Origin of the sequence: Actinomadura xylanilytica (assembly GCF_030283145.1) — a bacterium.
In the GTDB taxonomy this organism is placed as follows: domain Bacteria; phylum Actinomycetota; class Actinomycetes; order Streptosporangiales; family Streptosporangiaceae; genus Spirillospora; species Spirillospora xylanilytica.
Window position 1 is genome coordinate 112,788 of sequence record NZ_JASNWE010000007.1, and the last position, 23,173, is coordinate 135,960.

At 73.4% G+C, this 23,173-nt stretch carries 22 protein-coding genes; 15 read left to right on the forward strand and 7 right to left on the reverse strand.

Translation table 11 applies throughout. From position 1 onward, the window contains the following. Positions 1–3: 3 nt before the first annotated feature. The gene (locus QP090_RS35645; RefSeq protein ID WP_285944161.1) at positions 4–2,112 is read right to left on the reverse strand and encodes a prolyl oligopeptidase family serine peptidase; all 2,109 of its coding nucleotides are present in this window, start codon (positions 2,110–2,112) and stop codon (positions 4–6) included. A gap of 206 nt (positions 2,113–2,318) precedes the next feature. Between QP090_RS35645 and QP090_RS35650 the strand changes: the two genes are divergently transcribed. The 3 genes from QP090_RS35650 to QP090_RS35660 all read left to right on the forward strand — a co-directional run bounded on the left by QP090_RS35650 (position 2,319) and on the right by QP090_RS35660 (position 3,921). Then, positions 2,319–2,852, forward strand: coding sequence for a hypothetical protein (locus QP090_RS35650; RefSeq protein WP_285944162.1), 534 nt, complete (start codon positions 2,319–2,321; stop codon positions 2,850–2,852). A 280-nt stretch (positions 2,853–3,132) separates the two neighbouring features. Continuing rightward, entirely contained in the window at positions 3,133–3,642 is a 510-nt protein-coding gene (locus QP090_RS35655) for an HNH endonuclease (RefSeq protein WP_285944163.1), read from the forward strand. Between the two features lie 60 nt (positions 3,643–3,702). Further along, positions 3,703–3,921 (forward strand): FmdB family zinc ribbon protein, encoded by a 219-nt coding sequence (locus QP090_RS35660; RefSeq protein WP_285944164.1) that lies wholly within the window; start codon positions 3,703–3,705, stop codon positions 3,919–3,921. A 132-nt stretch (positions 3,922–4,053) separates the two neighbouring features. Here the strand turns inward: QP090_RS35660 and ilvD are convergent, their stop codons facing one another. Together ilvD and QP090_RS35670 are read right to left on the reverse strand one after the other, a co-directional pair. Continuing rightward, on the reverse strand, positions 4,054–5,910 hold the full coding sequence (ilvD, locus tag QP090_RS35665; protein WP_285944165.1) for a dihydroxy-acid dehydratase: 1,857 nt from the start codon (positions 5,908–5,910) through the stop codon (positions 4,054–4,056). A gap of 281 nt (positions 5,911–6,191) precedes the next feature. Then, complete coding sequence (locus QP090_RS35670; RefSeq protein WP_285944166.1) at positions 6,192–6,980, reverse strand: nuclease-related domain-containing protein; 789 nt, start codon at positions 6,978–6,980, stop codon at positions 6,192–6,194. Between the two features lie 203 nt (positions 6,981–7,183). Here QP090_RS35670 and QP090_RS35675 point away from each other — a divergent pair, with 203 nt between their 5' ends. Further along, positions 7,184–8,614 carry an amidase gene (locus QP090_RS35675; RefSeq protein ID WP_285944167.1) on the forward strand — a complete coding sequence of 477 codons (1,431 nt, stop codon included), beginning with the start codon at positions 7,184–7,186 and terminating at the stop codon, positions 8,612–8,614. Between the two features lie 52 nt (positions 8,615–8,666). Here QP090_RS35675 and QP090_RS35680 read toward each other — a convergent pair whose 3' ends face one another. Further along, complete coding sequence (locus QP090_RS35680; RefSeq protein ID WP_285944168.1) at positions 8,667–9,659, reverse strand: hypothetical protein; 993 nt, start codon at positions 9,657–9,659, stop codon at positions 8,667–8,669. Positions 9,660–9,772: 113 nt separating this feature from the next. Continuing rightward, complete coding sequence (gene pepN, locus QP090_RS35685) at positions 9,773–12,304, reverse strand: aminopeptidase N (protein ID WP_285944169.1); 2,532 nt, start codon at positions 12,302–12,304, stop codon at positions 9,773–9,775. A gap of 236 nt (positions 12,305–12,540) precedes the next feature. Here pepN and QP090_RS35690 point away from each other — a divergent pair, with 236 nt between their 5' ends. From QP090_RS35690 to QP090_RS35725, 8 genes are all read left to right on the forward strand, one after another. Next, positions 12,541–13,155 (forward strand): mycothiol-dependent nitroreductase Rv2466c family protein, encoded by a 615-nt coding sequence (locus tag QP090_RS35690; protein WP_285944170.1) that lies wholly within the window; start codon positions 12,541–12,543, stop codon positions 13,153–13,155. A gap of 158 nt (positions 13,156–13,313) precedes the next feature. Further along, entirely contained in the window at positions 13,314–14,054 is a 741-nt protein-coding gene (locus QP090_RS35695; RefSeq protein WP_285944171.1) for an energy-coupling factor ABC transporter permease, read from the forward strand. 14 nt (positions 14,055–14,068) lie between these two features. Continuing rightward, entirely contained in the window at positions 14,069–14,374 is a 306-nt protein-coding gene (locus QP090_RS35700) for a PDGLE domain-containing protein (RefSeq protein ID WP_285944172.1), read from the forward strand. Next, positions 14,375–15,139: a cobalt ECF transporter T component CbiQ gene (gene cbiQ, locus QP090_RS35705; protein WP_285944173.1), complete on the forward strand. Its 765-nt coding sequence runs from the start codon at positions 14,375–14,377 to the stop codon at positions 15,137–15,139. Then, positions 15,136–15,888 (forward strand): energy-coupling factor ABC transporter ATP-binding protein, encoded by a 753-nt coding sequence (locus tag QP090_RS35710; RefSeq protein ID WP_285944174.1) that lies wholly within the window; start codon positions 15,136–15,138, stop codon positions 15,886–15,888. The genes cbiQ and QP090_RS35710 overlap by 4 nt, the downstream gene beginning before the upstream one ends. 166 nt (positions 15,889–16,054) lie before the next feature. After that, positions 16,055–16,990 (forward strand): ATP-binding protein, encoded by a 936-nt coding sequence (locus QP090_RS35715; protein ID WP_285944175.1) that lies wholly within the window; start codon positions 16,055–16,057, stop codon positions 16,988–16,990. 64 nt (positions 16,991–17,054) lie between these two features. Then, a complete protein-coding gene (locus QP090_RS35720) occupies positions 17,055–18,230 on the forward strand; it encodes a hypothetical protein (protein WP_285944176.1) in 1,176 nt (391 codons plus the stop codon). 43 nt (positions 18,231–18,273) lie between these two features. Next, on the forward strand, positions 18,274–18,750 hold the full coding sequence (locus tag QP090_RS35725) for a ribose-5-phosphate isomerase (protein WP_285944177.1): 477 nt from the start codon (positions 18,274–18,276) through the stop codon (positions 18,748–18,750). 45 nt (positions 18,751–18,795) lie between these two features. On the opposite strand, the gene QP090_RS35730 is transcribed toward QP090_RS35725, so the two are convergent. After that, positions 18,796–18,975 carry a hypothetical protein gene (locus QP090_RS35730; RefSeq protein WP_285944178.1) on the reverse strand — a complete coding sequence of 60 codons (180 nt, stop codon included), beginning with the start codon at positions 18,973–18,975 and terminating at the stop codon, positions 18,796–18,798. 251 nt (positions 18,976–19,226) lie between these two features. On the opposite strand from QP090_RS35730, the gene QP090_RS35735 reads away from it, so the two are divergent. Beyond that, a complete protein-coding gene (locus tag QP090_RS35735; protein WP_285944179.1) occupies positions 19,227–20,345 on the forward strand; it encodes a PP2C family protein-serine/threonine phosphatase in 1,119 nt (372 codons plus the stop codon). 89 nt (positions 20,346–20,434) lie between these two features. Here QP090_RS35735 and QP090_RS35740 read toward each other — a convergent pair whose 3' ends face one another. Continuing rightward, the gene (locus QP090_RS35740; RefSeq protein ID WP_285944180.1) at positions 20,435–21,661 is read right to left on the reverse strand and encodes a serine/threonine-protein kinase; all 1,227 of its coding nucleotides are present in this window, start codon (positions 21,659–21,661) and stop codon (positions 20,435–20,437) included. 345 nt (positions 21,662–22,006) lie between these two features. Here QP090_RS35740 and QP090_RS35745 point away from each other — a divergent pair, with 345 nt between their 5' ends. Together QP090_RS35745 and QP090_RS35750 are read left to right on the forward strand one after the other, a co-directional pair. Further along, the gene (locus QP090_RS35745) at positions 22,007–22,528 is read left to right on the forward strand and encodes an NADPH-dependent FMN reductase (protein WP_285944181.1); all 522 of its coding nucleotides are present in this window, start codon (positions 22,007–22,009) and stop codon (positions 22,526–22,528) included. Next, a complete protein-coding gene (locus QP090_RS35750; protein ID WP_285944182.1) occupies positions 22,525–23,052 on the forward strand; it encodes a flavin reductase family protein in 528 nt (175 codons plus the stop codon). Before QP090_RS35745 ends, QP090_RS35750 begins: the two co-directional genes overlap by 4 nt. Positions 23,053–23,173 lie beyond the last annotated feature (121 nt).

Here is a 23,173-nt window from a genome sequence, read left to right on the forward strand (position 1 = left end):
GGATCACGTGTCGAACGGTGCTGCCGTCGGATGTGACGCGGACCTCAGGTCCAGCCCGGTCTGCGCCGCGGAGAACGAGAGCGTGTCGACCATCAGGTCGACCGACCGGCTCACCGACCGGGCGGCGTGCCCCACCTCGGCCTCGTTGCGCAGCAGGATCGGCCGGTCCGAGGCGGTCGCGTGCTGGAGCGCGGCGCACATCTTGCGGGCGTGCAGGGGGTCCACGCGGGTGTCGCTGTCGAAGAGGGTGAACAGGGTGGCGGGGTAGGCGATCCCCTCGCGGACGTGATGGTAGGGCGAGTACGACAGCAGCCACTCGAACTCGGCGGGGTCGCCCGCGGTGCCGTACTCGTCGTTCCAGGTCTGGCCGAGCCCGAACCGCTCGTACCGCACCATGTCGAGCAGCGGCGCCGAGCAGATCACCGCGCGGTAGAGGCCCGGGCGCTGGGTGAGCGCGGCCCCGACCAGCAGCCCGCCGTTGGAGCCGCCGGAGATCGTGAGCCGGTCCGCGGCGGTGAGGCCGTCGGCGATCAGCTTCTCGGCCGCGGCGTGGAAGTCGTCGAAGACGTTCTGCTTGCGCTCGCGCATGCCGGCGCGGTGCCACTCCTCGCCCTCCTCGGAGCCGCCGCGCAGGTTGGCGATCGCGTACACGCCGCCCGCCTCCACCCAGGTCAGGATGCTCGCCGAGTACGCGGGGGTGAGCGGGATGTTGAAGCCGCCGTAGCCGTACAGGATGGCGGGGCGCGGGCCCGAGTCGCCCGGACGGGAGGCCACCAGCATCCGGACCTCGGTGCCGTCGGCGGAGGTGTAGACGACCTGGCGGGTGTCGATCCGGGGGACCTCGACGGTGCCGGGCGCGGCAGCCCACGGGGTCGTCTCGCCGGTGCGGGAGTCGTAGCGCAGCACCGCGGACGGGGTGGTGTGGTCGGTGTAGCCGAACCACGCCTCGTGGCCGCCCTCGGGGCGTTCGATGATGCCGCCGATCGTGCCGAGCCCGGGGGTCGGCACCGTGCCGAGGCGTTCGCCGGTGGCCGGGTCGTGGACGGTGATCTCGCTGATCGCGTGCCGGGTCCAGCCGGCGAGCAGCACGTCGTCCAGGAGCGCGAAGTCGGTGAGCACCGCCTCGGGGTCCTCCGGGATCAGGTCGCGCCAGGTCTCGTATCCGGGGTCCGCGGGGTCGGTGACGCAGAGCCGGGACCGCGGGGCGTCGCGGTCGGTGAAGACGTACGCGCGCCCGTCGCGTCCGACGTGCAGGCCCGTCTCGGCGTCGACGCCCTCCTGGACGGCGCGCAACTCGGGCCGCTCGGGGGACGAGGCGGACAGGTCGGCGATCCACAGGTCGTTGCGGGGGGCGGTGCCCTGGGAGGAGGAGATCGTGAGCCAGCGGCCGTCGCGGCTGACCCCGACGCCGTAGTAGTTGGTCTTGTCCCGGCCGGCGCCGAAGATCAGGACGTCCTCGGAGTCGGGCGCGGCGCCGACCTGGTGCAGGTAGACGCGGCGGTGGTGCTGCTCCTCGCCCTCGGGGACGGCGCTCACCGGCAGCCGGCGCACGTAGAAGAACGCCTCGCCGCCGGGCAGCCACGCGACCGACGATTCGCGGACCCGGTCGATCGGGCCGTCGACGCGCTTGCCGGTCGCGACGTCGATCACGTAGAGGAGCGACTCCTCGTCGCCGCCGTGCGAGACCTTGTAGGCGAGCCGGCGGCCTTCCCTGTCGGGCTGCCAGCCGTCGAGCGTGGTGGTGCCGTCGGGGTCGATCGCCATCGGGTCGACCAGCGCCCGTTCCGTCCCGTCGCCGTCCGGGTCGACGGTGTACAGCACGGGGTGCTCCTGCTCGGCGGTGCGGCGGGTGAAGAACCGCCGGTCGCCGCGCCAGACGGGTGAGCCGACGCTTCCGGCGCCGAGCAGCTCGCCGAGCCGGGCGCGCAGCCGGTCGCGGCCCGGGAGGGCGTCCACGGTCTCGTGGAAGAGACGGTCCTGGGCGGCCAGCCACTTCTCGGTGTCGTCGGCCTGCCGGTCCTCGAGCCACCGGTACGGGTCGGTCACGCGGTGACCGTGGAGTACGTCGGAGGTGTCCTGGCGTGGCGCGGGCGGGTACGGCGGTCGGCTCATGACCAGCACTGTATTGGCCCCGCGGACCCGCCCGCGCCCGCCGCCGGGCGGGCCGCAGGTACCAGCCTTTACCAGGAGGAACGACCCGCCCGGCCGGCGGGGGGCGCGGACCGTCGCGCGGCGGTGTGTGTGGCGAGGTGAACGCGGGGGGCTTCTTCGGTAGAAGTGGCGATGATCAGTGGGCTCTTTTCCAACGGGGGTTGATCATGAAGAGCATCATCGCCGGCGGGCGCGCGCCGGGTCGGGCCGCCGCCGTCGGCGTCGCGGCGCTGGGGGCGGCGCTGCTCACGCCGGGCCAGCCCGCACAGGCCGCCGCCAGGCAGGCCACAGCCACGCGGGTCGCCGCCGTACAGGCCGCACCCGTACAGGCCGCACCCGTACAGGCCGCTGCCACGCAGGCCGCGAAGGTGAAGCTCGGCTACTCCGCGCCGAAGGTCTCCGGCGCCGGCGACCGGGTCACCTGGACGTGGACGGTGCGCAACACCGGCAAGCGCGGGGTCGAGAGGGTCGTGCTCGTCCACCGGCTGAGGCCGCGGCTCAAGATCGTCGCGGTCGCCGCACCCTGCCGGACGCTGCGCGCGTCGGTCAGGTGCGACTACGGCGTGCTCCGGGCGGGGCGGTCGAGGCGCGGTTCGCTGACCGCCCGGATTCCGGCGGACGCCAAGGACGGCGTGCGGATCAGCGGACGATTGACCTGGTGGCAGGGCGCCCGGCCGGGGGCGGCGCCGCAGGGCAGGTAGTCCAGAAGCCTGTGGAATAAGGCGATTTGGACGGCTCCTGGGGCCACATCCCGTGACGCCGGGGGCCGTTCCGCGTTCGATCGGGCGGGCTTGTGGGGAGGAAATGGGGTAGCGGACGGCCTCCTCCAGACGCCACACTGAATTCGGGTCGATTCGCCCCTGGGGAGGTCCTCATGGCGGGTGCGCAGGTGCCGGAGACGATACTCCGGCCTCGGTACGAGGCGCGCTCAGCCGCGCCCGCCGAGGCTATCGGAGCCCACAGCCCGGTGGAGGGCCTCTGATGCGACAGGTCCTTCTCCTGAACGCGACGTACGAACCACTCACGACGCTCCCGCTCCGGCGGGCGGTGTGCCTCGTGCTCAGGGAGAAGGCGGAGGTCGTCCATCACGACACCTCCGGCGCCGTCCTGCACTCGGCCGCGGTGTCGATCGAGGTCCCCTCGGTGATCAGGCTCCGCCGCTACGTGCGGATCCCGTTCCGGACGCGGGTCCCGCTCACCCGGGCGGCGCTGATGCGGCGCGACAACTTCCGGTGCGTCTACTGCGGCCGGCGCGCCGAGACCATCGATCACGTCCAGCCGCGCAGCCGCGGCGGCATGCACGTCTGGGAGAACTGCGTCGCCTCCTGCATGCCGTGCAACCACAGCAAGGCCGACCGGCTCCTCGACGAGCTCGGCTGGACGCTCACCGTCACGCCGGGCGTGCCGCGCGGCGCGCACTGGCGGCTCATCGGCGTCATCAACGACGGCGACCCTCAGTGGGCCCCCTACGTCACCCAGCCCGCCGCCTGATCGCTCCCGCCCGTCCCCGCGGGCTGTCGCAGGCGGGGCGGGCGCCCGTATCCTGGACGGGTGCCACGCTATGACTATCGATGCCGCGCCTGCGGGTCCACGTTCGAGGTGTCCCGCCCGATGATCGAGGCGTCCGACCCGGCGCCCTGCCCCGACGGCCACGACGACACCGTCAAGCTGCTGTCCACGGTGGCCGTCACGGGGACGGGCCGAGCCCCGGCCCCGGCGCCGCCGAGCGGCGGCGGAGGCGGTTGCTGCGGCGGGGGCTGCTGCGGCTGACCCCACCGGCCGGAGGACCGGCGGCCCCCCGGGTGCCCGGGAGCGCTGACGGAGGAACCCGCGCCGACCGTCCGATGACGGCCTGCGCGGGTTCCGGTGTGCGCGGGTTCCGGTTGCGCGCCGGGACGGCGGTCAGCCGCGGGAGAGCTGGCCCACGTCGCGGGCCGCGCCGGTGGAGGCCGAGGTCGCCATCGCCGCGTACGCCTGTAGGGCGGCGCTCACCGTGCGCTGGCGGTCGCGCGGACGGTAGCCGCCCAGCTCGGCGAGGAGCCGCTCGCGGCGGGCCGCCAGCTCGTCCTGCGGGACGTCCAGCTCCAGCGAGCGGTTCGGGATGTCGATCACGATCCGGTCGCCGTCCTGGACCAGGGCGATGATGCCGCCGCCCGCGGCCTCGGGGGAGGCGTGCCCGATCGACAGGCCGCTGGTGCCGCCGGAGAACCGGCCGTCGGTGACCAGCGCGCAGGACTTCCCGAGCCCGCGGCCCTTGAGGAAGCTGGTCGGGTAGAGCATCTCCTGCATGCCGGGTCCGCCCTTGGGGCCCTCGTAGCGGATGACCACCACGTCGCCGGCCTTGACCTTGTCGCCGAGGATGCCCTCGACCGCGTCGTCCTCGCACTCGAAGACCACCGCCGGGCCGGTGAAGGTGAGCAGCTCCTCGTCGACGCCCGCGGTCTTGACGATGGCGCCCTCGGGCGCGATGTTGCCGCGCAGCACCGCCAGGCCGCCGTCGGTAGTGTAGGCGTGCTCCGCCTCGCGGATGCAGCCGTTCTCGCGGTCGAGGTCGAGCTCCTCCCAGCGCGCGCTCTGGCTGAACGCCGAGGTGGTGCGGACCCCGCCCGGCGCGGCGTGGAACATCTCCACGGCCTCCGGGAGGACGTCGGGCGACCGCACGTCCCACTTGGCGAGGTGCTCGGTCAGCGAGGCGGAGTGGACCGAGGTCACCGAGCGGTGCAGCAGCCCGGCGCGGTCGAGCTCGCCCAGCATCGCGGGGATGCCGCCCGCGCGGTGGCAGTCCTCGACGTGGTATTCGGGGGTGGCCGGGGCGAGCTTGCAGATGCACGGCACCCGCCGGGACAGCTCGTCGATCTCCTTGAGGCCGAAGTCGACGCCGCCCTCGTAGGCGGCGGCCAGCAGGTGCAGGATCGTGTTGGTCGAGCCGCCCATGGCGATGTCGAGCACCATGGCGTTCTCGAACGCGTCCCGGGTGGCGATGTTCAGCGGCAGGACGGACGCGTCGTCCTGCTCGTAGTAGCGGCGGGCGACGTCGACGACCGCGCGGCCGGCGTCCTCGTACAGGCGCCTGCGGGCGGTGTGGGTGGCCAGCACGGTGCCGTTGCCGGGCAGCGCGAGCCCGATCGCCTCGGTCAGGCAGTTCATCGAGTTGGCGGTGAACATGCCCGAGCAGGAGCCGCAGGTCGGGCAGGCGCTCTCCTCCAGCTCGGTCAGCTTGTCGGCGGCGACCGAGGCGTCGGCGGAGGCGATGATCGGGTCGATCAGGTCGAGCTTGTTGCCGCCCAGCACGCCCTCGACCGGCTTGCCGGCCTCCATCGGGCCGCCGGAGACGAAGACCGTCGGGATGTTGAGCCGCAGCGCGGCCAGCAGCATCCCCGGCGTGATCTTGTCGCAGTTGGAGACGCAGATCAGCGCGTCGGCGCAGTGCGCGTTCACCATGTACTCGATCGCGTCGGCGATCAGCTCGCGGGAGGGCAGCGAGTAGAGCATCCCGCCGTGGCCCATGGCGATGCCGTCGTCGACCGCGATCGTGTTGAACTCGCGGGGGACGCCGCCGGCCTCCTTCACCGCGCCGGCCACGACGTCGCCGACCTCGCGCAGGTGGACGTGGCCGGGGACGAACTGGGTGTAGCTGTTGGCCACCGCGACGATCGGCTTGCCGAAGTCCTCGCGGGCCACGCCGCTGGCGCGCATGAGCGCGCGGGCGCCCGCCATGTTCCTGCCGTGGGTGACCGTACGCGACCTGAGCGGGGGCATCTGAGACCTCTCCAAACCTGTGACGTGCTGTGCTGCCGATCGTACGACCGTGTCCGCGCCGATGCGGCGGGCGTGGCGACCGGGCCCGGACGGACCTGCGCAGCGGCGGATCGCGGCGCTGCCGCCGGCTCAGCAGAGGTCATGTGGGGCCGGCGAGTCTGCTTTCGATGGTACCAACGGCCCGCGATGCCCCCGCAGGGCGCGCGGGACGGGTCGCCGACGATCGGGAACGCCGGGCCCATGGGGCGAGCCCGGCGCGGGGGCGGGCGGGGCCCGCCCGGTCACTCCTCGGGGTACTTGGGCGGCAGGGCCTCCTCGGCCGCCTGGAAGATGCGCTGGACGTCGGTCTCGGTCAGGATCTTCGGGCGCCGGCGCAGGTAGGACCGGGCCCGGTTGCCCGCGTAGACGTCCACGTCCCGGACCCGCATCACCTTCCACGGGATGGACGGGCCGTAGATGGCCACCGACGGCTGGACCGGCACCTCGAAGCCGACCTGGCCGCCGATGATCTCGCTGGCCTGCTCGGCCTCCCACCGGGCCTCGTCCAGGCGGTCCTTCTTGTTGAAGGGGCCGTGGAAGAGCTTGCGGTGGGACATGGTCCGCACCGGAAGCCGCTTGTCCCACTTCTCGGAGTCGATGGCGTAGACGCCGCTCGGGCCGATCACCAGGTGATCGATCCGGCCGTCGCTGACGCCCTCGTCGTCACGGGGTACCGCGCGCGCGTGCAGAACGCGGTATCCGTTCCGTTCCAGGGACCGGAGCTGCTTCTCGGTGCGCCGCTCGGCGGCCGAGGACTTCTGCCAGGCGGGCACGCTGGAGCTCTTGCGAGCCCGGCGGACCACGTCGACGATGATCGCCAGGACCGCCCCGGTGATCCCGATGCGGATGTCGAAGACGACCGTGAGGACGAGGCCGATCACGATCGCCGCGCCGGCCCGCCAGAGCCAGCGGCGGATCTGCGGGTCGCTGAGCATGTCCCCGTACGTCTGCTGTTCGGTCGGCCGTTCGACGGGGGTCTGCTGAGGCTGGCCGCGCTCCTCCTGGGTCTCGTCCCGCTCCGTGATAGCCATGAGTGACGCTCCGTATTCCTCTCGGCTGGGGAGCATGATCCTCCGTGCGCAGAGTAATCACTCCGTGGTGCGGCGACCAGCCGTGTCGGGTTCATACTTTTGTCGCCGTATTTGGGTGAATATCTGCTGGATTGGTTGGGTACGTTAGTTGCCTTCGATGCCATCTTTGATGGTCTCGCCTCCGGCGTCTAGCGTTCCGCCCTGTGACCCTTACCCACGAGTTGAGCGCCGTCCGCATGGCCGCCGCGATCCGCGCCGGGGAGCTCTCCCCGGTCGAGGTCGCCGCCCACTATCTGGACCGTATCGAACGACTGAACCCACAGGTGGGCGCCTACACGACGGTGACCGCCGAACTGGCGGTGGAACGGGCCCGCCTCGCCGAGAAGCAGGTGCGGGAGGCCGCCGATCCGCGCGATCTGCCGCCGCTGCACGGCGTGCCGATCCCGGTGAAGGACCTCAATATGGTGCGCGGGGTCCGGATGACGTTCGGATCGAAGGTTTTTGACGAACTCTCCGGGTTCGCGGACGACAACGTCGTACTGCTCCTGAGGGAAGCAGGTTCTGTCCTTCTCGGTAAGACCGCCACCCCCGAATTCGGTCTGCCCTGTTACACCGAGAACGCGCTCGGGCCGCCCGCCCGCACCCCCTGGGACCTCTCCCGGTCGGCGGGCGGCTCCAGCGGCGGCGCGGCGGCGGCCGTGGCGGCGGGCCTGGCGCCGGTGGCCCAGGGCAGCGACGGGGGCGGCTCGATCCGGATCCCCAGCAGCGTCTGCGGCCTGTTCGGGATCAAGCCCACCCGGGGCCGCGTCTCCCAGGGGCCGATCGTCCCGGACCTGTTCGGCCTGTCGGCCAACGGGCCGATCGCCCGCACGGTGCGCGACGCCGCCGCGCTGCTGGACGTGATGGCCCGCCCCATGCCGGGCGACCTCTACCTCGCGCCACCGCTCGCGGCGGGGGAGACCTTCCTCGGGCACGCCGACCGTCCACCGGGCCGGCTCCGGATCGCGCGCAGCAGGGAACCGGCCGTGGCAGGGGCAGAGGTCCATCCCGACTGCGTCGCGGCGTACGAGGAGGCCGGCCTCCTGCTGGAGGAGCTCGGCCACGAGGTCGTCGAGCTGCCCTCCCTGCTGGGCCCCGAGCTGGTCCCGCACTTCGTGCTGCTGTGGGGCGTCATGGCGACGCTCACGCCCGTCCCTGCGGAGAGCGAGCATCTGCTCCAGCCGCTGACCCGCTGGCTGCGCGAACGCGGCCACGCGGTGACGGCGCCGCAGCTGTTCCAAGCGCACGCCGCGTTGCAGGCGGCCCTGCGGACGGCGTTTCCGGTGATGAACGGGTTCGACGCGATCCTGCACCCGACCCTCGCGCAGCCGCCCGCGCCCATCGGGTACTTCCACGACCAGGAGCCTGAGGAGAACTTTGAGCGCCAGATGCGGTTCACCCCGTTCTGCGCCGCGTACAACATCTCCGGCCAGCCCGCCGTCAACGTCCCGCTGCACTGGAACGCCGACGGCCTGCCCATCGGCGTGATGCTCGCGGGGAGGCTCGGCGGCGAGGGCACGCTCATCTCCCTGGCCGCGCAGCTTGAGGAGGCCCGCCCCTGGATCGACCGCAAACCGCCCATCTGGGACGAGTGACCGCAGGCCCGCGCCGCCGGGCCGCTCGGGCCGCTCGGGCCGCCGACGCCGGTTAGGCGAGGGCGGCGCGGATCCGGTTGCTGACGTCGTCGAGGAGGTTGTCGGGGACGAGTTCGGCGTCGCCGATGGCCGAGAACAGCGCGGGCAGCCCCGGCAGCGGGTACGGGTCGTCGTCGGTGCCGTGCAGGGCGGCCTTGCCGAGGGGCCGGCGCCGCAGGGACGCGCGGGCGCGGGCCCAGGCCGTCTGCACCTCCTCGGGGGAGGGGACCCCGAAGCCGTGTCCGACGGGGGCCGCGTGCCTCAGCCTGACCAGGGCGCCGTCGGTGAACTCGGCCGCCAGCTTGCAGCGCTCGACGAGCCCGGCGCGGGCCGGGCCGTCGATGCGGCCCATCACCGTGCAGGGGGTGCGGCACCGGGACGCGCAGTCGCCGAGCGCCTGGGCGACCTGGCTGTGCTGCCGGTCGAGGTAGGCGCGCCAGCCCGGAGGGGGCTCCTTGGCGACGCGGAGGGCGCGCTCGCAGGCCGAACGCTCTGGACGGGTGTGGTCGCAGGTGCGCTCGGCGCCCGGCTCGAGGGCGGCGCCGAAGCGGCTTCCGGGGCCGTCCACCGACGCACCCAGCAGCGCGGGGTCGCCCGCGTGGCCGAGCACCGGCTCCCAGGCCAGCAGCGCCAGGTACTCGCTGGCGATGTGGACCGCGGCGACCAGCGCCGCCATCTCGCGGCGGTACCAGCGGATGGCGATCACCTCCAGCAGGAGGGAGTAGGCAGGGCGCAGGCTGGCCAGCGCGCCGCGCGGGCGCTCCTTGGGGGCCTGCGGCATCCGGCTGGCGCGGGCCCGGTCGAGCAGGTCCTTGGGGACCTCGCCGACGGCCTCGGGCATGCCGAAGTCCTCGGCGTCCAGATCGAGCAGGCGCTGCCCGAACGCGCACAGCGCCGCGACCGGCGCCGCGGCCGGGGCCAGCCCGTCGCCGGTGACCAGGGCCTCCAGATCGCCGAAGGCGTGCCGTCTCGCCAGTGCCGTCAGAACGTCCCGCGCGGTCTCCACGGCCTCAACCCTCCCACCCGGCCCGCCGTGATCAGGCGATCGAGGCGGAAACGATCACATGATCACGGCGGGTCGGCCCGGCCGGACCCGGTCCGGGTCCGGCCGGGTCAGGGTCAGGCGGACCGGTCCCTCGCGCGGGCGCGCAAGGCGCGGGCGACGCCGTCGCGGCCCTCCGACAGGAGCCGGACCAGCGCGGCAGGCGGCTTCTGCTCGGCGATGTAGGACTCGGTGCGGTCGACTGTGGACTGCTCGACGACCAGGAACGGGTAGGCGGCCTCGGCGAACGTCTGCGCCATGTCGCTGCTCCATTCCGTCCAGATCCGGCCGACCTCGGCGAAGTACCGGTCGGCGTACGGCACCAGCAGGTCGGCCTGCTCGGGCTCGACGAACCCGCCGAGCGTCGCCCGGTAGACCGCGTTCGGCAGCGTCCCGCCGATGATCCGCTCCCAGGCGGCGGCCTTGGCCCCCGCGTCCGGGATCGCGGCCCGGCAGGACGCGGCTGCCCGCTCGCCCGCGGCGGTCGGGTCGCGCTTCAGCTCGGCGTCGATCTCGGACTCGCCCGCCTCGCCGGTCACGACCAGCCGGCGCAGCAGCGACCAGCGCAGGTCGGTGTCGACCGTGAGGCCGTCCAGGACCGTGGAGCCGTCCAGCAGGGCGCGGACGAGCGCCAGGTGCTCCGCGGAGGTCGCGACGCCCGTGAACGCCTGCGTGTAGGCGAGCTGGAGGTCGGAACCGGGGGCGGAGTCCAGCGCCAGCTCGTGCAGCGCGTCCGCCATCAGCGCGAAGCCCTCGGGCCGCCATTCCGGGTCGGCGTACTGCTGCACGGCGGTCCGGGCCTGGCGGAGCAGGGTCTGGGTGACGGAGATGTCGCCGACGCCGCGGATGCCCCGGACGACCAGCTTGACGTAGTCGCGGGTGGCCATCTCGGCGTCGCGGGTCATGTCCCACGCCGCCGACCAGCACAGGGCGCGGGGCAGCCCCTCCTTGATGTCGCCGATGCCCTCGACGAGCGTGTCCAGTGAGTGCGGGTCGAGCCGGATCTTGGCGTAGGTGAGGTCGTCGTCGTTGACCAGCACCAGGTCGGGGCGCTTGTCGCCGACCAGCGCGGGCACCTCGGTGCGCGCGCCCACCACGTCGAGCTCGACCCGCCGCCGCCGGACGATGCCCTCAGGGGTGCGGTCGTACAGGCCGATCGCGACGCGGTGCGACCGCAGCGTCGGGTAGTCCTCCTTGGCCTCCTGCGCGACGGCGAACGAGGTGAAGTTCCCGTCGCCGTCGACCTCGTACACCGGGCGCAGCGTGTTGACCTCGGCGGTCTCCAGCCACTCCTTCGACCAGGACGCCAGGTCGCGGCCCGAGGTCTCCTCGAGCGCGTCGAGGAGATCGGCCAGGACCGTGTTGCCCCACGCGTGCCGCCGGAAGTAGCGCCGCACGCCCTCCAGGAAGTTGTCGCGCCCGACGTAGGCCACGAGCTGCTTGAGGACGCTGGCGCCCTTGGCGTAGGTGATGCCGTCGAAGTTGACCTCGACCGCGCGGATGTCGGGGATGTCGGCGGCGATCGGGTGCGTGGACGGGAGCTGGTCCTGCCGGTACGCCCACGCCTTCATCAGGTTGGCGAAGCTGGTCCACGAGCTGGTCCACTTGGTCGCCTCGGACTGGCACAGCACGCTCATGTACGTCGCGAACGACTCGTTCAGCCACAGGTCGTCCCACCAGCGCATGGTGACCAGGTCGCCGAACCACATGTGCGCCATCTCGTGCAGGATCGTCTCGGCGCGCCGCTCGTAGGCCGCGTCGGTGACCCGCGACCGGAAGACGTAGTCCTCCAGGAACGTCACGCAGCCCGCGTTCTCCATCGCGCCCGCGTTGAACTCCGGCACGAACAGCTGGTCGTACTTGTTGAACGGGTACGGGCGGTCGAAGACCCGCTCGAAGTAGGCGAACCCCTGCCGTGTCACGTCCAGGATCGCGCCCGCGTCCAGGTGCTCGGCGAGCGAGGCCCGGCAGAACACGCCGAGCGGGATCACGCTGCCGTCCTCGCGCCGGTACTCGTCCCGCACCACGTGGTACGGGCCGGCGACCAGCGCGGTGATGTAGGTCGAGATCGGCGGGGTCGCCGGGAAGTGCAGGCGGTTCCCCTCGATCGCGTCGGGGGCCTCGTTGGTGACGACCTCCCAGCCGTCCGGCGCGACGACCGTCAGCTCGAACGCGGCCTTCAGGTCGGGCTGGTCGAAGCAGGTGAACATGCGGTGCGCGTCGGCCGTCTCGAACTGCGAGTACAGGTACACGCTCTGGTCGACCGGATCGACGAAACGGTGCAGGCCCTCGCCCGACCGGGAGTACGCGCAGTCGGCGACGACGCGCAGCTCGTTGTCGGTGGCCAGGTCCGGCAGCGGGACGCGGCCCTTGGCGGCGTCGTAGGCGGCCGGGTCGAGCGCCGTCCCGTTGAGCGACACCTCCCGCACCTCGGCGCCGGCCAGGTCGACGAAGGTCGACGCGCCCGCCTCGGCGCAACCGAAGCGCACCACGGTGGTGGAGCCGAACCGTTCCCCACCCGTCGTGAGGTCCAGCTCGACCGCGTACGACTCGACGGTGAGCAGCCGGGCCCGTTCCCGCGCCTCGTCGCGCGTGAGGTTGCCTGCCACGTGTACTCCTTGAGATCTTGTACCTGGGTTCCCGTATCTGGATACCCCATGTCTACCAACCACAGCCGGTCCGCGACCGTGCGGCGCGTCAACCCGTGGCCGCGCCGTCGCGACGGTGTGCGGGACCTGTGGAAATGGGCGCCGTGGAAAGGGCCCCGCGAGTGCCGGGCGCCGGGAATGGGCGGGGCGCCGTCCGAGTTGTCTGGAACGGACGCAGATCAGCCAAGGAGGCAACGTTGTCGAAGGACGCCCGCACGCCCGTGGACTTCTGGTTCGACCCCAAGTGCCCCTGGGCCTGGATCACCTCGCGCTGGATCCTGGAGGTGGAGCGGCTGCGGCCCATCGAGGTCCGCTGGCACGTGATGAGCCTGGCGGTGCTGAACGAGGACAAGGACATCTCGGACGACTACCGGCGGATGCTCGCCGACGCGTGGGGCCCGGTCCGGGTCTGCGCCGCCGCGGAGCGCGCGTACGGCCCCGAGGTCCTCGGCCGCCTCTACACCGAGATCGGCACCCGCCGGTACCAGGAGAAGCTGCCGCTGGACCGCGGGACGCTCGAGGCCGCGCTGACCGCGGCGGGTCTGGACCCGGCGCTCGCCGCCGCCGCCGAGTCGGGGGAGTTCGACGAGGCCGTCCGCGCCTCGCACCGGGACGGCATCGACCGCGTCGGCCAGGACGTCGGCACCCCGGTGATCGAGGTCGCCGGCAGCGCGTTCTTCGGCCCGGTCATGTCGCCGATCCCGCGCGGCGAGGCCGCCGCCGCGCTGTTCGACGGCGTGGTGGCCGTGGCGTCCACACCCGGCTTCTTCGAGCTCAAGCGGACCCGGACGGCGGACCCGATCTTCGACTGAGCGGCCCCGCCGGCCGCTTCGCCGGGGCGCCGCCTCCGGGCCGGCGGCCCGGAGGCGCGGAACACGCCGGAACGTAGCAGTTGCGAATCTCTTGCAACTGCCACACTTGTGCCCCCAAACTGGACCTACCGAACGAACAGGTAGGGGCGGTGAGGGACATGCACGTACCGGACGGATTCATCGACGCCCCGGTGTCGATCGCCGCGGGCGCGGTGGCCGTCGCCGGGGTGGCGGTGGCGCTGCGCGGCGCCCGCCGCGAGCTCGACGACCGCACCGCCCCGCTGGCCGGGCTGACCGCGGCGTTCGTGTTCGCCGCGCAGATGCTGAACTTCCCGGTCGCGTCGGGCACCAGCGGCCACCTTCTCGGCGGGACGCTCGCCGCGATCCTCGTCGGGCCCTACACCGGGGTGCTGTGCGTCTCGGTGGTGCTCCTGATGCAAGCGCTGCTGTTCGCCGACGGCGGCCTCACCGCGCTCGGCGTCAACGTCATCACCATGGCCCTGGCGACCGTGCTCGTCGGGTACGGGCTCTTCCGGCTGCTGCTGCGGGTGCTGCCGAAGACACGGGCCTCCGTCGGCGGGGCGTCGTTCGTCGCCGCGGTCGTCTCGGTGCCCTGCTCGGCCGCCGTGTTCACCCTGATCTACGCGATCGGCGGCACCACCGACGTGTCGGTCGGCAAGGTCGCCGCCGCGATGATCGGCGTGCACGTGCTGATCGGCCTCGGCGAGGCGCTGATCACCGCCGTCACCGTGTCCAGCGTGCTCGCCGTCCGCCCCGACCTGGTGTACGGGGCGCGCAAGCTGATCAAACCGCTGGAGCTGCGCACCGGAGCCCCGGGCGGCGGGCCCGCGGACCGTCCCGCCGAGGGCCCGGCCAGGCCGTCCGGCGCGAGCGCCTGAGGAGGGTGACGACCATGACCACCAAGCGCTTCTTCGTCGGATTCCTGCTGGTGTCCCTCGTCCTCGCGGGGATCGTCAGCTACTACGCCAGCGGCAGCCCCGACGGCCTGGAGAAGGTCGCCGCGGACAAGGGCATCGACGCCAAGGAGAGGGACCACACCCTCCAGCACTCCCCGCTCAGCGACTACGGCATCAAGGGGGTCGGCGACTCCCGGCTCTCCGGCGGCCTCGCGGGCGTGATCGGCGTCGGCGCCGTGCTCGTCGTCGGCGGCGGCCTCTTCTGGGTCGTGCGCCGCCGCGACCACTCCCGGGATTCCTGAGTGGGCGCCGGGCACGCGCACCGGCTCTACGTGGCCGGCGACTCGCCGGTGCACCGCCTGGCGCCGCAGTGCAAGCTGGTCGCCGTTCTGGCGTTCGTGCTCCTGGTCGTCGCGACGCCGCGCGAGCGGATCTGGGCCTTCGGGGCGTACGCGCTGCTGCTCGGCGCGGTCGCCGTCGGCGCCCGCGTCCCGCTCGGGCTGGTGCTGCGCCGGATCGTCATCGAGGTGCCGTTCGTGGCGTTCGCGTTCCTGATGCCGTTCGTCGCGAACGGCGACAAGGTCGCCGTGCTCGGGCTGCGGCTCAGCGAGAGCGGGCTCTGGGGCGCCTGGAACATCCTCGCCAAGGGCACCCTCGGCGTGATCGCCTCCATCCTGCTCGCCGCCACCACCGAGCCGCGGGTGCTGCTCCTCGGCATCGAACGGCTCCGGATGCCGCAGCTCATCACGCAGATCGCCACGTTCATGCTGCGGTACGGCGACGTGGTCACCGCGGAGTTCGCCCGGATGCGGGTGGCACGCGCCTCCCGCGGGTTCGAGCCCCGCGACCTGCGCGACGCCGGCGTGCTCGCCAAGTCGGTCGGCGCGCTGTTCCTGCGCTCCTACGAACGCGGCGAGCGCGTCCACCTCGCCATGGTCAGCCGCGGCTACGACGGCCGCATGCCCGTGCTGCACGACGTCGGCGCCTCGGCCGCGCAGTGGTCCCTGGCCGCCGCGCTGCCACTGGCCGCGGCCGCGGTCACGCTGGCTGCTTGGATGGCGGCATGACCCCATCCCTCGAGGTCCGCGGGCTGGCCTACGCCTATCCCGACGGCACCCAGGCCCTCTACGGCGTCGACGTCACGATCGGGCGCGGCGAGCGCGTCGCGCTGCTCGGGCCGAACGGCGCCGGCAAGACCACCCTCGTCCTGCACCTGAACGGCATCCTGCACGGCGGCCTCGGCGAGGTGCGGGTCGGCGGGCTCGCGGTGGACCCCAAGGACAAGAAGTCGCTGCGCGAGATCCGCCGCCGCGTCGGCATCGTCTTCCAGGACCCCGACGACCAGCTCTTCATGCCCACGGTGCGCGAGGACGTCGCGTTCGGCCCGGCCAACCTCGGCATGCGCGGCGCCGAGCTGGACGGCAGGGTGGAGTCCGCGCTCGCCCGCGTCGGGATGCTGGAGGTCGCGGGTCGCCCGCCCCAGCACCTCAGCTTCGGCCAGCGCCGCCGCGTCGCCGTCGCCACGGTGCTCGCCATGGAGCCCGAGATCCTCGTGCTGGACGAGCCGTCCTCCAACCTCGATCCCGCCAGCCGCCGCGAGCTCGCCGAGATCCTGCTCGGGCTGGACGTGACGGTGCTGATGGTCACGCACGACATGCCGTACGCGGCCCAGCTGTGCCCGCGCTCACTGATCCTGTCCGGCGGGGTGATCGCCGCCGACGCCCCGACGGCCGACCTGCTCACCGACGAGGACCTCCTGCGCGCCCACCGCCTGGAGCTCCCCTTCGGCTTCGACCCCGCAGCCGCCCGCCGCTGACACAGCCCCCTCGCCCTCACCCTGGTCCTCGCCGACGCGGATCCTTCGTCCGCCGCTGATGCGAGCCCTCCGGCCCGGGGATGGGCTTGCTTCGCCGTCCGGGGTCCGCAAGACTCGGCAGCTCCGGCAAGTGGCAATGGTTTTCATATCCGAAACGGGGGCTTTCGTGAAGGTTGCGTTCGTCGGCAAGGGCGGCAGCGGCAAGACCACCCTGGCGTCGCTGTTCGTCCGGCACCTCGCCGCGCGGGGACTGCCGGTGGCCGCCATCGACGCCGACATCAACCAGCACCTCGCCGTCGCCCTCGGGCTGGACGAGGAGCGCGCCGCGAAGATCCCGGCGCTGGGGGAGCGGCTGCCCGAGCTCAAGGACTGGCTGCGCGGCGCCAACCCGCGGATCGCCTCGGCCTCGGCCATGGTCAAGACGACCCCGCCGGGAGACGGCTCCCGGCTGCTCGGACTCGGCGGCGACGACCCGTTCCACGCGCTCGGCCAGGAGGTCGACGGCGTGACGCTGCTGGCCACCGGGCCGTTCAGCGACGACGACCTCGGGGTGTCCTGCTACCACGCCAAGACGGGGGCGGTGGAGCTCTACCTCAACCACCTGGTGGACGGGCCGGGCGAGTACGTCGTCGCGGACATGACGGCCGGCGCCGACTCGTTCGCCTCCGGGCTGTTCACCCGGTTCGACCTGATGTTCCTGGTGGCCGAGCCCACCCGCAAGGGCGTCGGCGTGTACCGGCAATACACCGAGTACGCCCGCGACTACGGCGTGGCCATCGCGGTGGTCGGCAACAAGGTGCAGGACGACGACGACCTCGCCTACCTGCGCGCGCACGTCGGCGACGACCTGCTGACCTGGCTCGGCCAGTCCGCCGCCGTGCGGGCCCTGGAGCAGGGCCGCGACGACGTCGTCCTGGAGGACGCCGAGCGGGCCGCGCTCGACCTGATGCGCGACGCCGTCGACGCCCGCCGGAAGGACTGGGAGAGGTTCCGCGCGCAGGGAGTGGAATTCCACCTCCGGAACGCGCGGAGCCGGACCGACCCGGCGCTGCGCGCCGAGCTGGAGGAACAGGTCGATCCCGGCTTCCGCTACCCCGTGTGAGGCCCTTCCCGGCGGTGCCGCTCCCCCTACCGGCGGTCGATGATCCGCACTACTGTGGCCCGCCATGACGGCGCGCAGGGTGTTCGCGATGGTGATCGGCGCGACCGGGCCGCTGGCCCTGCTCGCGCTGCTGGTCGGCAATCAGTGGGTCAGCGAGGCGGTCGTCAGGAACGACGTCGAGATGCGCACCGGTCTCGGTCCGCTGCTCGACTGGCTGCGGTTCCCGGAGTGGCGGCTGACGGGCGTCGGCGGGCACATCAACACGTTCGGCCTCGTCGCCACCGTCGATTTCACCACGATGCTGTTCCTGGTGCTGGTGGCGGCTCTGGTGCTGGCCGGCGTCCGCCCGCTCGAACCGCGCGGCGGCCTGTTCGGCGCGCTGGTGCTCGGCTGGTGGGCCACCCTCGTCGCCGGCGGCCTGGCCGGGCTGCTGCGCGGGTTCCTCATGGGCCCGGTGCTGGACTTCCCGTCCGGCCGGGCGAGGATGCAGATGATCTGGCAGGGAGTGGAGCACGGCCTCGGGTTCGGGTTCTTCTACGGATGGCTCGCCGGCGTCGGCGTCCTGGTGGCCTTCCTCATCATCCGGGCGCCCGGGCCCGCGGCGGTCCGGCACGGCGGCATGCCGATGCAGCAGCAGCCGTTCCCCGCGCAGCACCCGGCGGCCATGCCCTACATGCCGCCGGGGGCGGCGGGCCCGGCCCAGGGCGAATACCCCCCGCCGGGACCACCCCAGAGCGGGTACCCGCAGGCGGGACCACCCCAGCAGGGCTATCCGCAGGGCGGGTACGCGCAGCCCGGCTGGGGGAATGTTCCCGTGCAACAGCGGCCCGGCGCCGTCCCGCCCCAGGCACTGCCTCCGGCCGCGCCGTCCGCTGCGCCCGCCGCGCCTGCGCCGCCTGTACCGCCTTCTCCACCGGCACCGTCCGCCGTGCCCGGGTCGCCCGGGTCGTCCGCACCGTCCACGCCGGATCCGGCCGCGGGCCCCGTGCCGTCGGCTGAGGACGACGCCGTCGCGGTCGTCGAACCGGCCCAGCCCCTGTCCGCTGGGGGCGCGGAGCCCGAGGGACCGGCCGCCGCCGCCGACCCGCCGCAGGACGCCCCACATGACGCCCCACATGACGCCCCACAGGACGACGCACCGGAAGGCGGGGAGGCCGCAGGGAAGGGCGGTCCGGCGGACGAGACCATGGTCGACCCCGCCCGGGCAGGGGGCGAACCGCCTCTGGCGCCGCCACAGTGACCCGGGGGCTAGGGCACGCGCGCAGACCTGCGAGAATCGGCGCATGCGCGTGTTTCTTGGATGCGACCATGCCGGTTTCGAGCTGAAGGAGCACCTGGTCGCCTGGCTGACGGCGAACGGGTACGAGCCGGTCGACTGCGGGGCGTTCGAGTACGACGCCGTCGACGACTACCCGCCGTTCGTGCTGCGGGCGGCCGAGCGCACCGCCGCCGAGCCCGGCAGCCTCGGCATCGTGATCGGCGGCTCGGGCAACGGCGAGGCGATCGCCGCGAACAAGGTCAAGGGGGTCCGGGCCGCGCTGGTCTGGAACGACGACACCGCCGTCCTCGCCCGCGAGCACAATGACGCCAACGTCATCAGCCTCGGGTCGCGGCAGCACGACGCGGCCACCGCGACCGGGTTCGTCCAGCTGTTCCTGGACACCGCCTACTCCAAGGAGCAGCGGCACACCCGCCGGATCAAGATGCTCAGCGCGTTCGAGCACACCGGCGAGCTGCCGCCGCTCCCCAGAGAGGGCTGAGCCGCTCAGCGGGGACGGGCGCCGCTCAGCGGGGACGGGCGCCGCTTAGCGGGGACGGGCGCCGCGCTTGCCGAGCCGGCGGCGCTCGTTCTTGGCCGCCTTGGTCCGCTTGGCGGGCTCGGCGGCCTTGGGCGGCGGGGGCGCCTCGCCCTCGGGCCGGGGACGGGACACGTCCCGCGCCCGCATGGCCGCGTCCACGGTGATGCGCATGCCCGTCTGTGTCACGGTTCCGCCTCCTCGTCGTCGCCTGCGTCCTCGGGCCATTGGACACCCGGGGACCGGGTCCGGGGCAAGGCCCTGAGGCGACGTCCCGCGTCGTCCGGCACCGCGCGGGGGCCTTCGGCGCGCGTCCGGAGTGGCGCTCCGCTCACTCTCGGTCGCCATCCGCGCCGGATCGTCGCAGGATCGTCGCGGGGGGTCACCGGTGGCGCGGATGCCCGCCGGTCGGGACGGATGCTCGATACAGTGCCGGAGTCATGCTTCAACGTCTGGTGCAACTGCTCCCGCCGAGAGTGCGCGTCTTCCTGCGCAGGATCCCGATCCTGGTGCGCGTCTACCGGTGGCTGCTGCGCGGGAAGTTGACCCGCGACCGGCACGTCTTCGCGGCGCTGGCGATCCTGGCGGTCGTGATCGGCCTCGCGGCGGCGACCGACCCGCGCGGCTGGGCGCCGTCGGGCGCGCTGGTGCTCACCGTCCTCGGCGGCGGCCTGCTGCTCAAGGTGCGCAGCCTGGCGGCGCTGCTCGGCGTTGTCGTGGTGATGGTCGCCTACGACGCCTGGTACGACAGCGACGCGGTCGGCCCCGGCATGATCGCCACGCTGGTGATCACGGCGGTGCTCGCGGTCACCCTGGCCCGCACCCGGCAGCAGCTCGGCGTGCAGGGGCTGCGCGGCGACTCGATGCTGCTGGAGCTGCGCGACCGGCTGCGCAGGCAGGGCGAGATGCCCGAGCTGCCGGACGGCTGGGACACCCAGGTGGTGCTGCTCCAGGCGGGCGGGTCCTCGTTCGGCGGCGACTTCGTGGTGTCGGCGAGCGACGGCGACACGCTGGAGGTGGCGCTCGTCGACGTCTCGGGCAAGGGCACCGACGCGGGCACCCGCGCGCTCATGCTGTCGGGCGCGTTCGGCGGCCTGCTTGGATCGATCCAGCCCGAGCGGTTCCTGCCCGCCTGCAACGACTATCTGCAACGGCAGCGGTGGGACGAGGGGTTCGTCACGGCGGTGCACGTCGTGGTCGACCTCAAGACGGGCGAGTACACCGTCGAGTCGGCCGGGCACCCGCCCGCGGTGCAGTTCGACGCGGGCAGCGGGAACTGGAAGGTCAGCCCGGCCAAGGGCGTGGTGCTGGGAGTCGTCCCCGACCTGCAGTGCCTTCCCGAGCGAGGGCTGCTGCGGCCGGGCGACGCGCTGCTGCTCTACACCGACGGGCTGGTCGAGTCCCCGGGCCGCGACCTGGACGCCGGCATCGACGGCCTCCTCGGCGAGGCCGAGCGGCTCGTCCCGGTGGGGTTCCGCAAGGGGGCCAGGGAACTGGTCGAGCGGATGGCCGCGGCCCGCGACGACGACTGCGCCCTCGTCCTCATCTGGCGCACCTGACCCTCCCGGTGCATCGGTGCGCGCGGCGCACCGGCGCGCGCGGCGCAGCCGACGGGCCGTACCGCCGCACGGCCCGGCTGCGGGTCCGGTCAGCGGCGGTGGTGGCGTTCTTTGTGTTCGATCTGGGGCTTGCTCTTCCGCGGCCGGAGGACGCCCGCCTGTTTGATGGGCGGGACGGACGCCGCGGGCTTGGGCGTGTCGGGCGCGGCGGGCTCGTCGCCGTCCCTCCCGCCCATGCCGAGGACGAGGCTGCTCGCCAGCAGGACGGCGCCGGCCCCGGCCAGCAGGCGCGGCCTGAGGGCCCGCTGGGGCATGGTGCGGTGCCGGATCGCGCACGGACGCCGAGACATCTCGGCGTCCGTGGAGGCGAACGACTCTGCCGGCGACCAGGCGGCGGTGGACTCGGCGGCCCTCTCCGTCGCGCGCGGGTGCGGGTCGGGTGCGGCGCCGAGTTCGGGGACGGCGGCGGGCTCGGTCCGTTCGATGAGGGTGAGCAGCAGGTCGGCGGCCTCGGGCCGCTCGCGGGGTGGCTTGGCGAGGGCCGACCGGACGGCGGGGACGAGTTCGCGTGGCAGCCCGGTGAGGTCTGGTTCCTCGTAGAGCATGCGGAGCGCGACGGCCGAGGCGTCGCCTTCTCCGAAGGGGAGCCGCCCGGTGCCCGCGTAGGCGACCATGCAGCCCCACGCGAAGACGTCCGCGGCGGGGGACGCGGCGCCGCCCCGGATCACCTCCGGCGACATCCAGCCGGGTGTGCCGAGCACCGGGCCCGAGGAGGCGTACGAGCCCGGGGCGTCCCGGGGCCGCGCGATGCCGAAGTCGATCACCCGGCAGCCCGAGAGGGTGAGCATCACGTTGGCGGGCTTGAGGTCGCGGTGGACGAGCCCGGCGGAGTGGATCGCGGCGAGCGCGGAGGCCACGCCGACCGCCACGCCGTGCAGGTCGGCGGCGGGCATCGGCCCGCCGCGGACGACCCGGTGGAGCAGCGACATGCCGCCCACGTAGTCGCTGATGATGTACGGGCGGCCGTCGTCCTCCCCGCGCGCCAGCACGCGGGCGGTGCAGAACGAGGCGACGCGGGCGGCGAGCACGGCCTCGTCGCGGAACCGCTCCAGGTAGGCCGGGTCGCCGGTGAGATGGGGGTGCAGCGTCTTCACTGCGACGCGCTCGCCGGACCCCGGGTCCCGGCCCAGGTAGACGGTGCCCATCCCGCCCGCGCCGATCCGGCCGAGCAGGGGGTAGCCCCCGACCGTCCGCGGATCGCGGGACTCGAGCGGCCGTACGTCGTCGGACGGGGAGCGGGACTGATGCGTACGCATATGTACCTCTCGACCCCTTTCTGTGCTTCTGTCCCTGCATCCCCGTTTGTGGGCAAAGTAAGGTTCGCGGTCGTGTGAAATCGCTTCCGGGAACGCGAAACGCGATCGTCACGCGGATGTTTCACCGCGTGCACGGACGCCGGGCAGACTGGGCACCAGTTCGGCAGGCGGCGGGCTCCGACGGATCCTCCTCGGCGCGCGGAGCCCCGGCGGCTGGCGGCATCGAAGGCGATGCCCGCGCGGACGGCACCCCAGGGGTGGGAGGCGTCGTCCGTGCGGGCATCGGCGCCGGCTTCCCGATATAACCTATTGACTTAGTGGGAAATCTGGGGGCAGGATGGGCCCGTGAGCTTCGTGGTCATCATCGGCAACCCCCGCCCCGCCTCCCGCACCGCCCGCGCCGCCCTCGCGGCGGCGGGCGCCGTCGCGAGGGCGGCCGGGATCCCCGGCACGCCCGACCCCGTCGAACTGTCCGACCTCGCGCCCGACCTGCTGTGCGCCGATCCCGGGCCCGCCGTGCGCGCGGCCCACGCCAAGGTCGCCGAGGCCGACGTGCTCCTGGTCGCCAGCCCCACCTACAAGGGCACCTACACCGGGCTGCTCAAGGTCTTCCTCGACCGCTTCGCCGCCGGTTCGCTGACCGGCAAGGCCGCGCTGCCGCTGCTGCTCCTCGGGTCGCCGCGGCACGCGCTGGCCGTGGAGGTCCACCTCCGGCCGCTGCTCGTCGAGCTCGGCGCCACCGTCCCGACGCCGGGGCTGGCGCTGCTCGAGTCCGAACTCGACCGGCTCGACTCCGTCGCCGCGGAGTGGGCCGGCCTCGTCGTCCCCGCCGTTCGGGGCGCTCTTACGGCGGGGACCGGCCGGTGACCGGGACGATGCAGGCACGGCCCGTCCCGGTCACCGGCGACTCCTTCCGCGACGCGCTGGCCCGGCACGCGGCCGGCGTCGTGGTGGTCACCTCGCAGCCCGCGTCCGGCGGCCCCGCCGGGCTCACCGCCACCTCGTTCACCTCGGTCAGCCTCGCCCCGCCGCTGGTGTCGTTCTACGTGGCGGTCTCCTCGTCCACCTTCCCGCGGCTGCGCGCGGCACCGGCGTTCGCGGTGAACGTGCTCGGCCACGACCAGGCCGAGGTCGCCGGCCGGTTCGCCGCACGCGACGTGGACCGGTTCGCCGCGCCCACCCGCTGGCGGCGCGGCCCCGCGGGCGAGCCGCTGCTCGACGGCGCCGCGGTCCGGCTGCGCTGCGGCTGGCACTCGGTCCAGGAGATCGGTGACCATCTGCTGGTCGTCGGCCGGGTCGTCGCGGTGGAGCTCGGCGCGGCCGGAACCGCCCCGCTGCTCTACCACCGCGGCCGGTTCGGCCGGTTCGCCGCGCACCGGCGCCGCGGCTGATCGGGCCGCGCGCCGCCGCCGGGGTTTCGCCGGACGGCGGCTCGGTTACATCCACTTCTGCGCCCACCCTCCAGGCGCTGGACGCAGCGCGGCGCGGGCCGCCGTGCGCGATGGCAGGGGG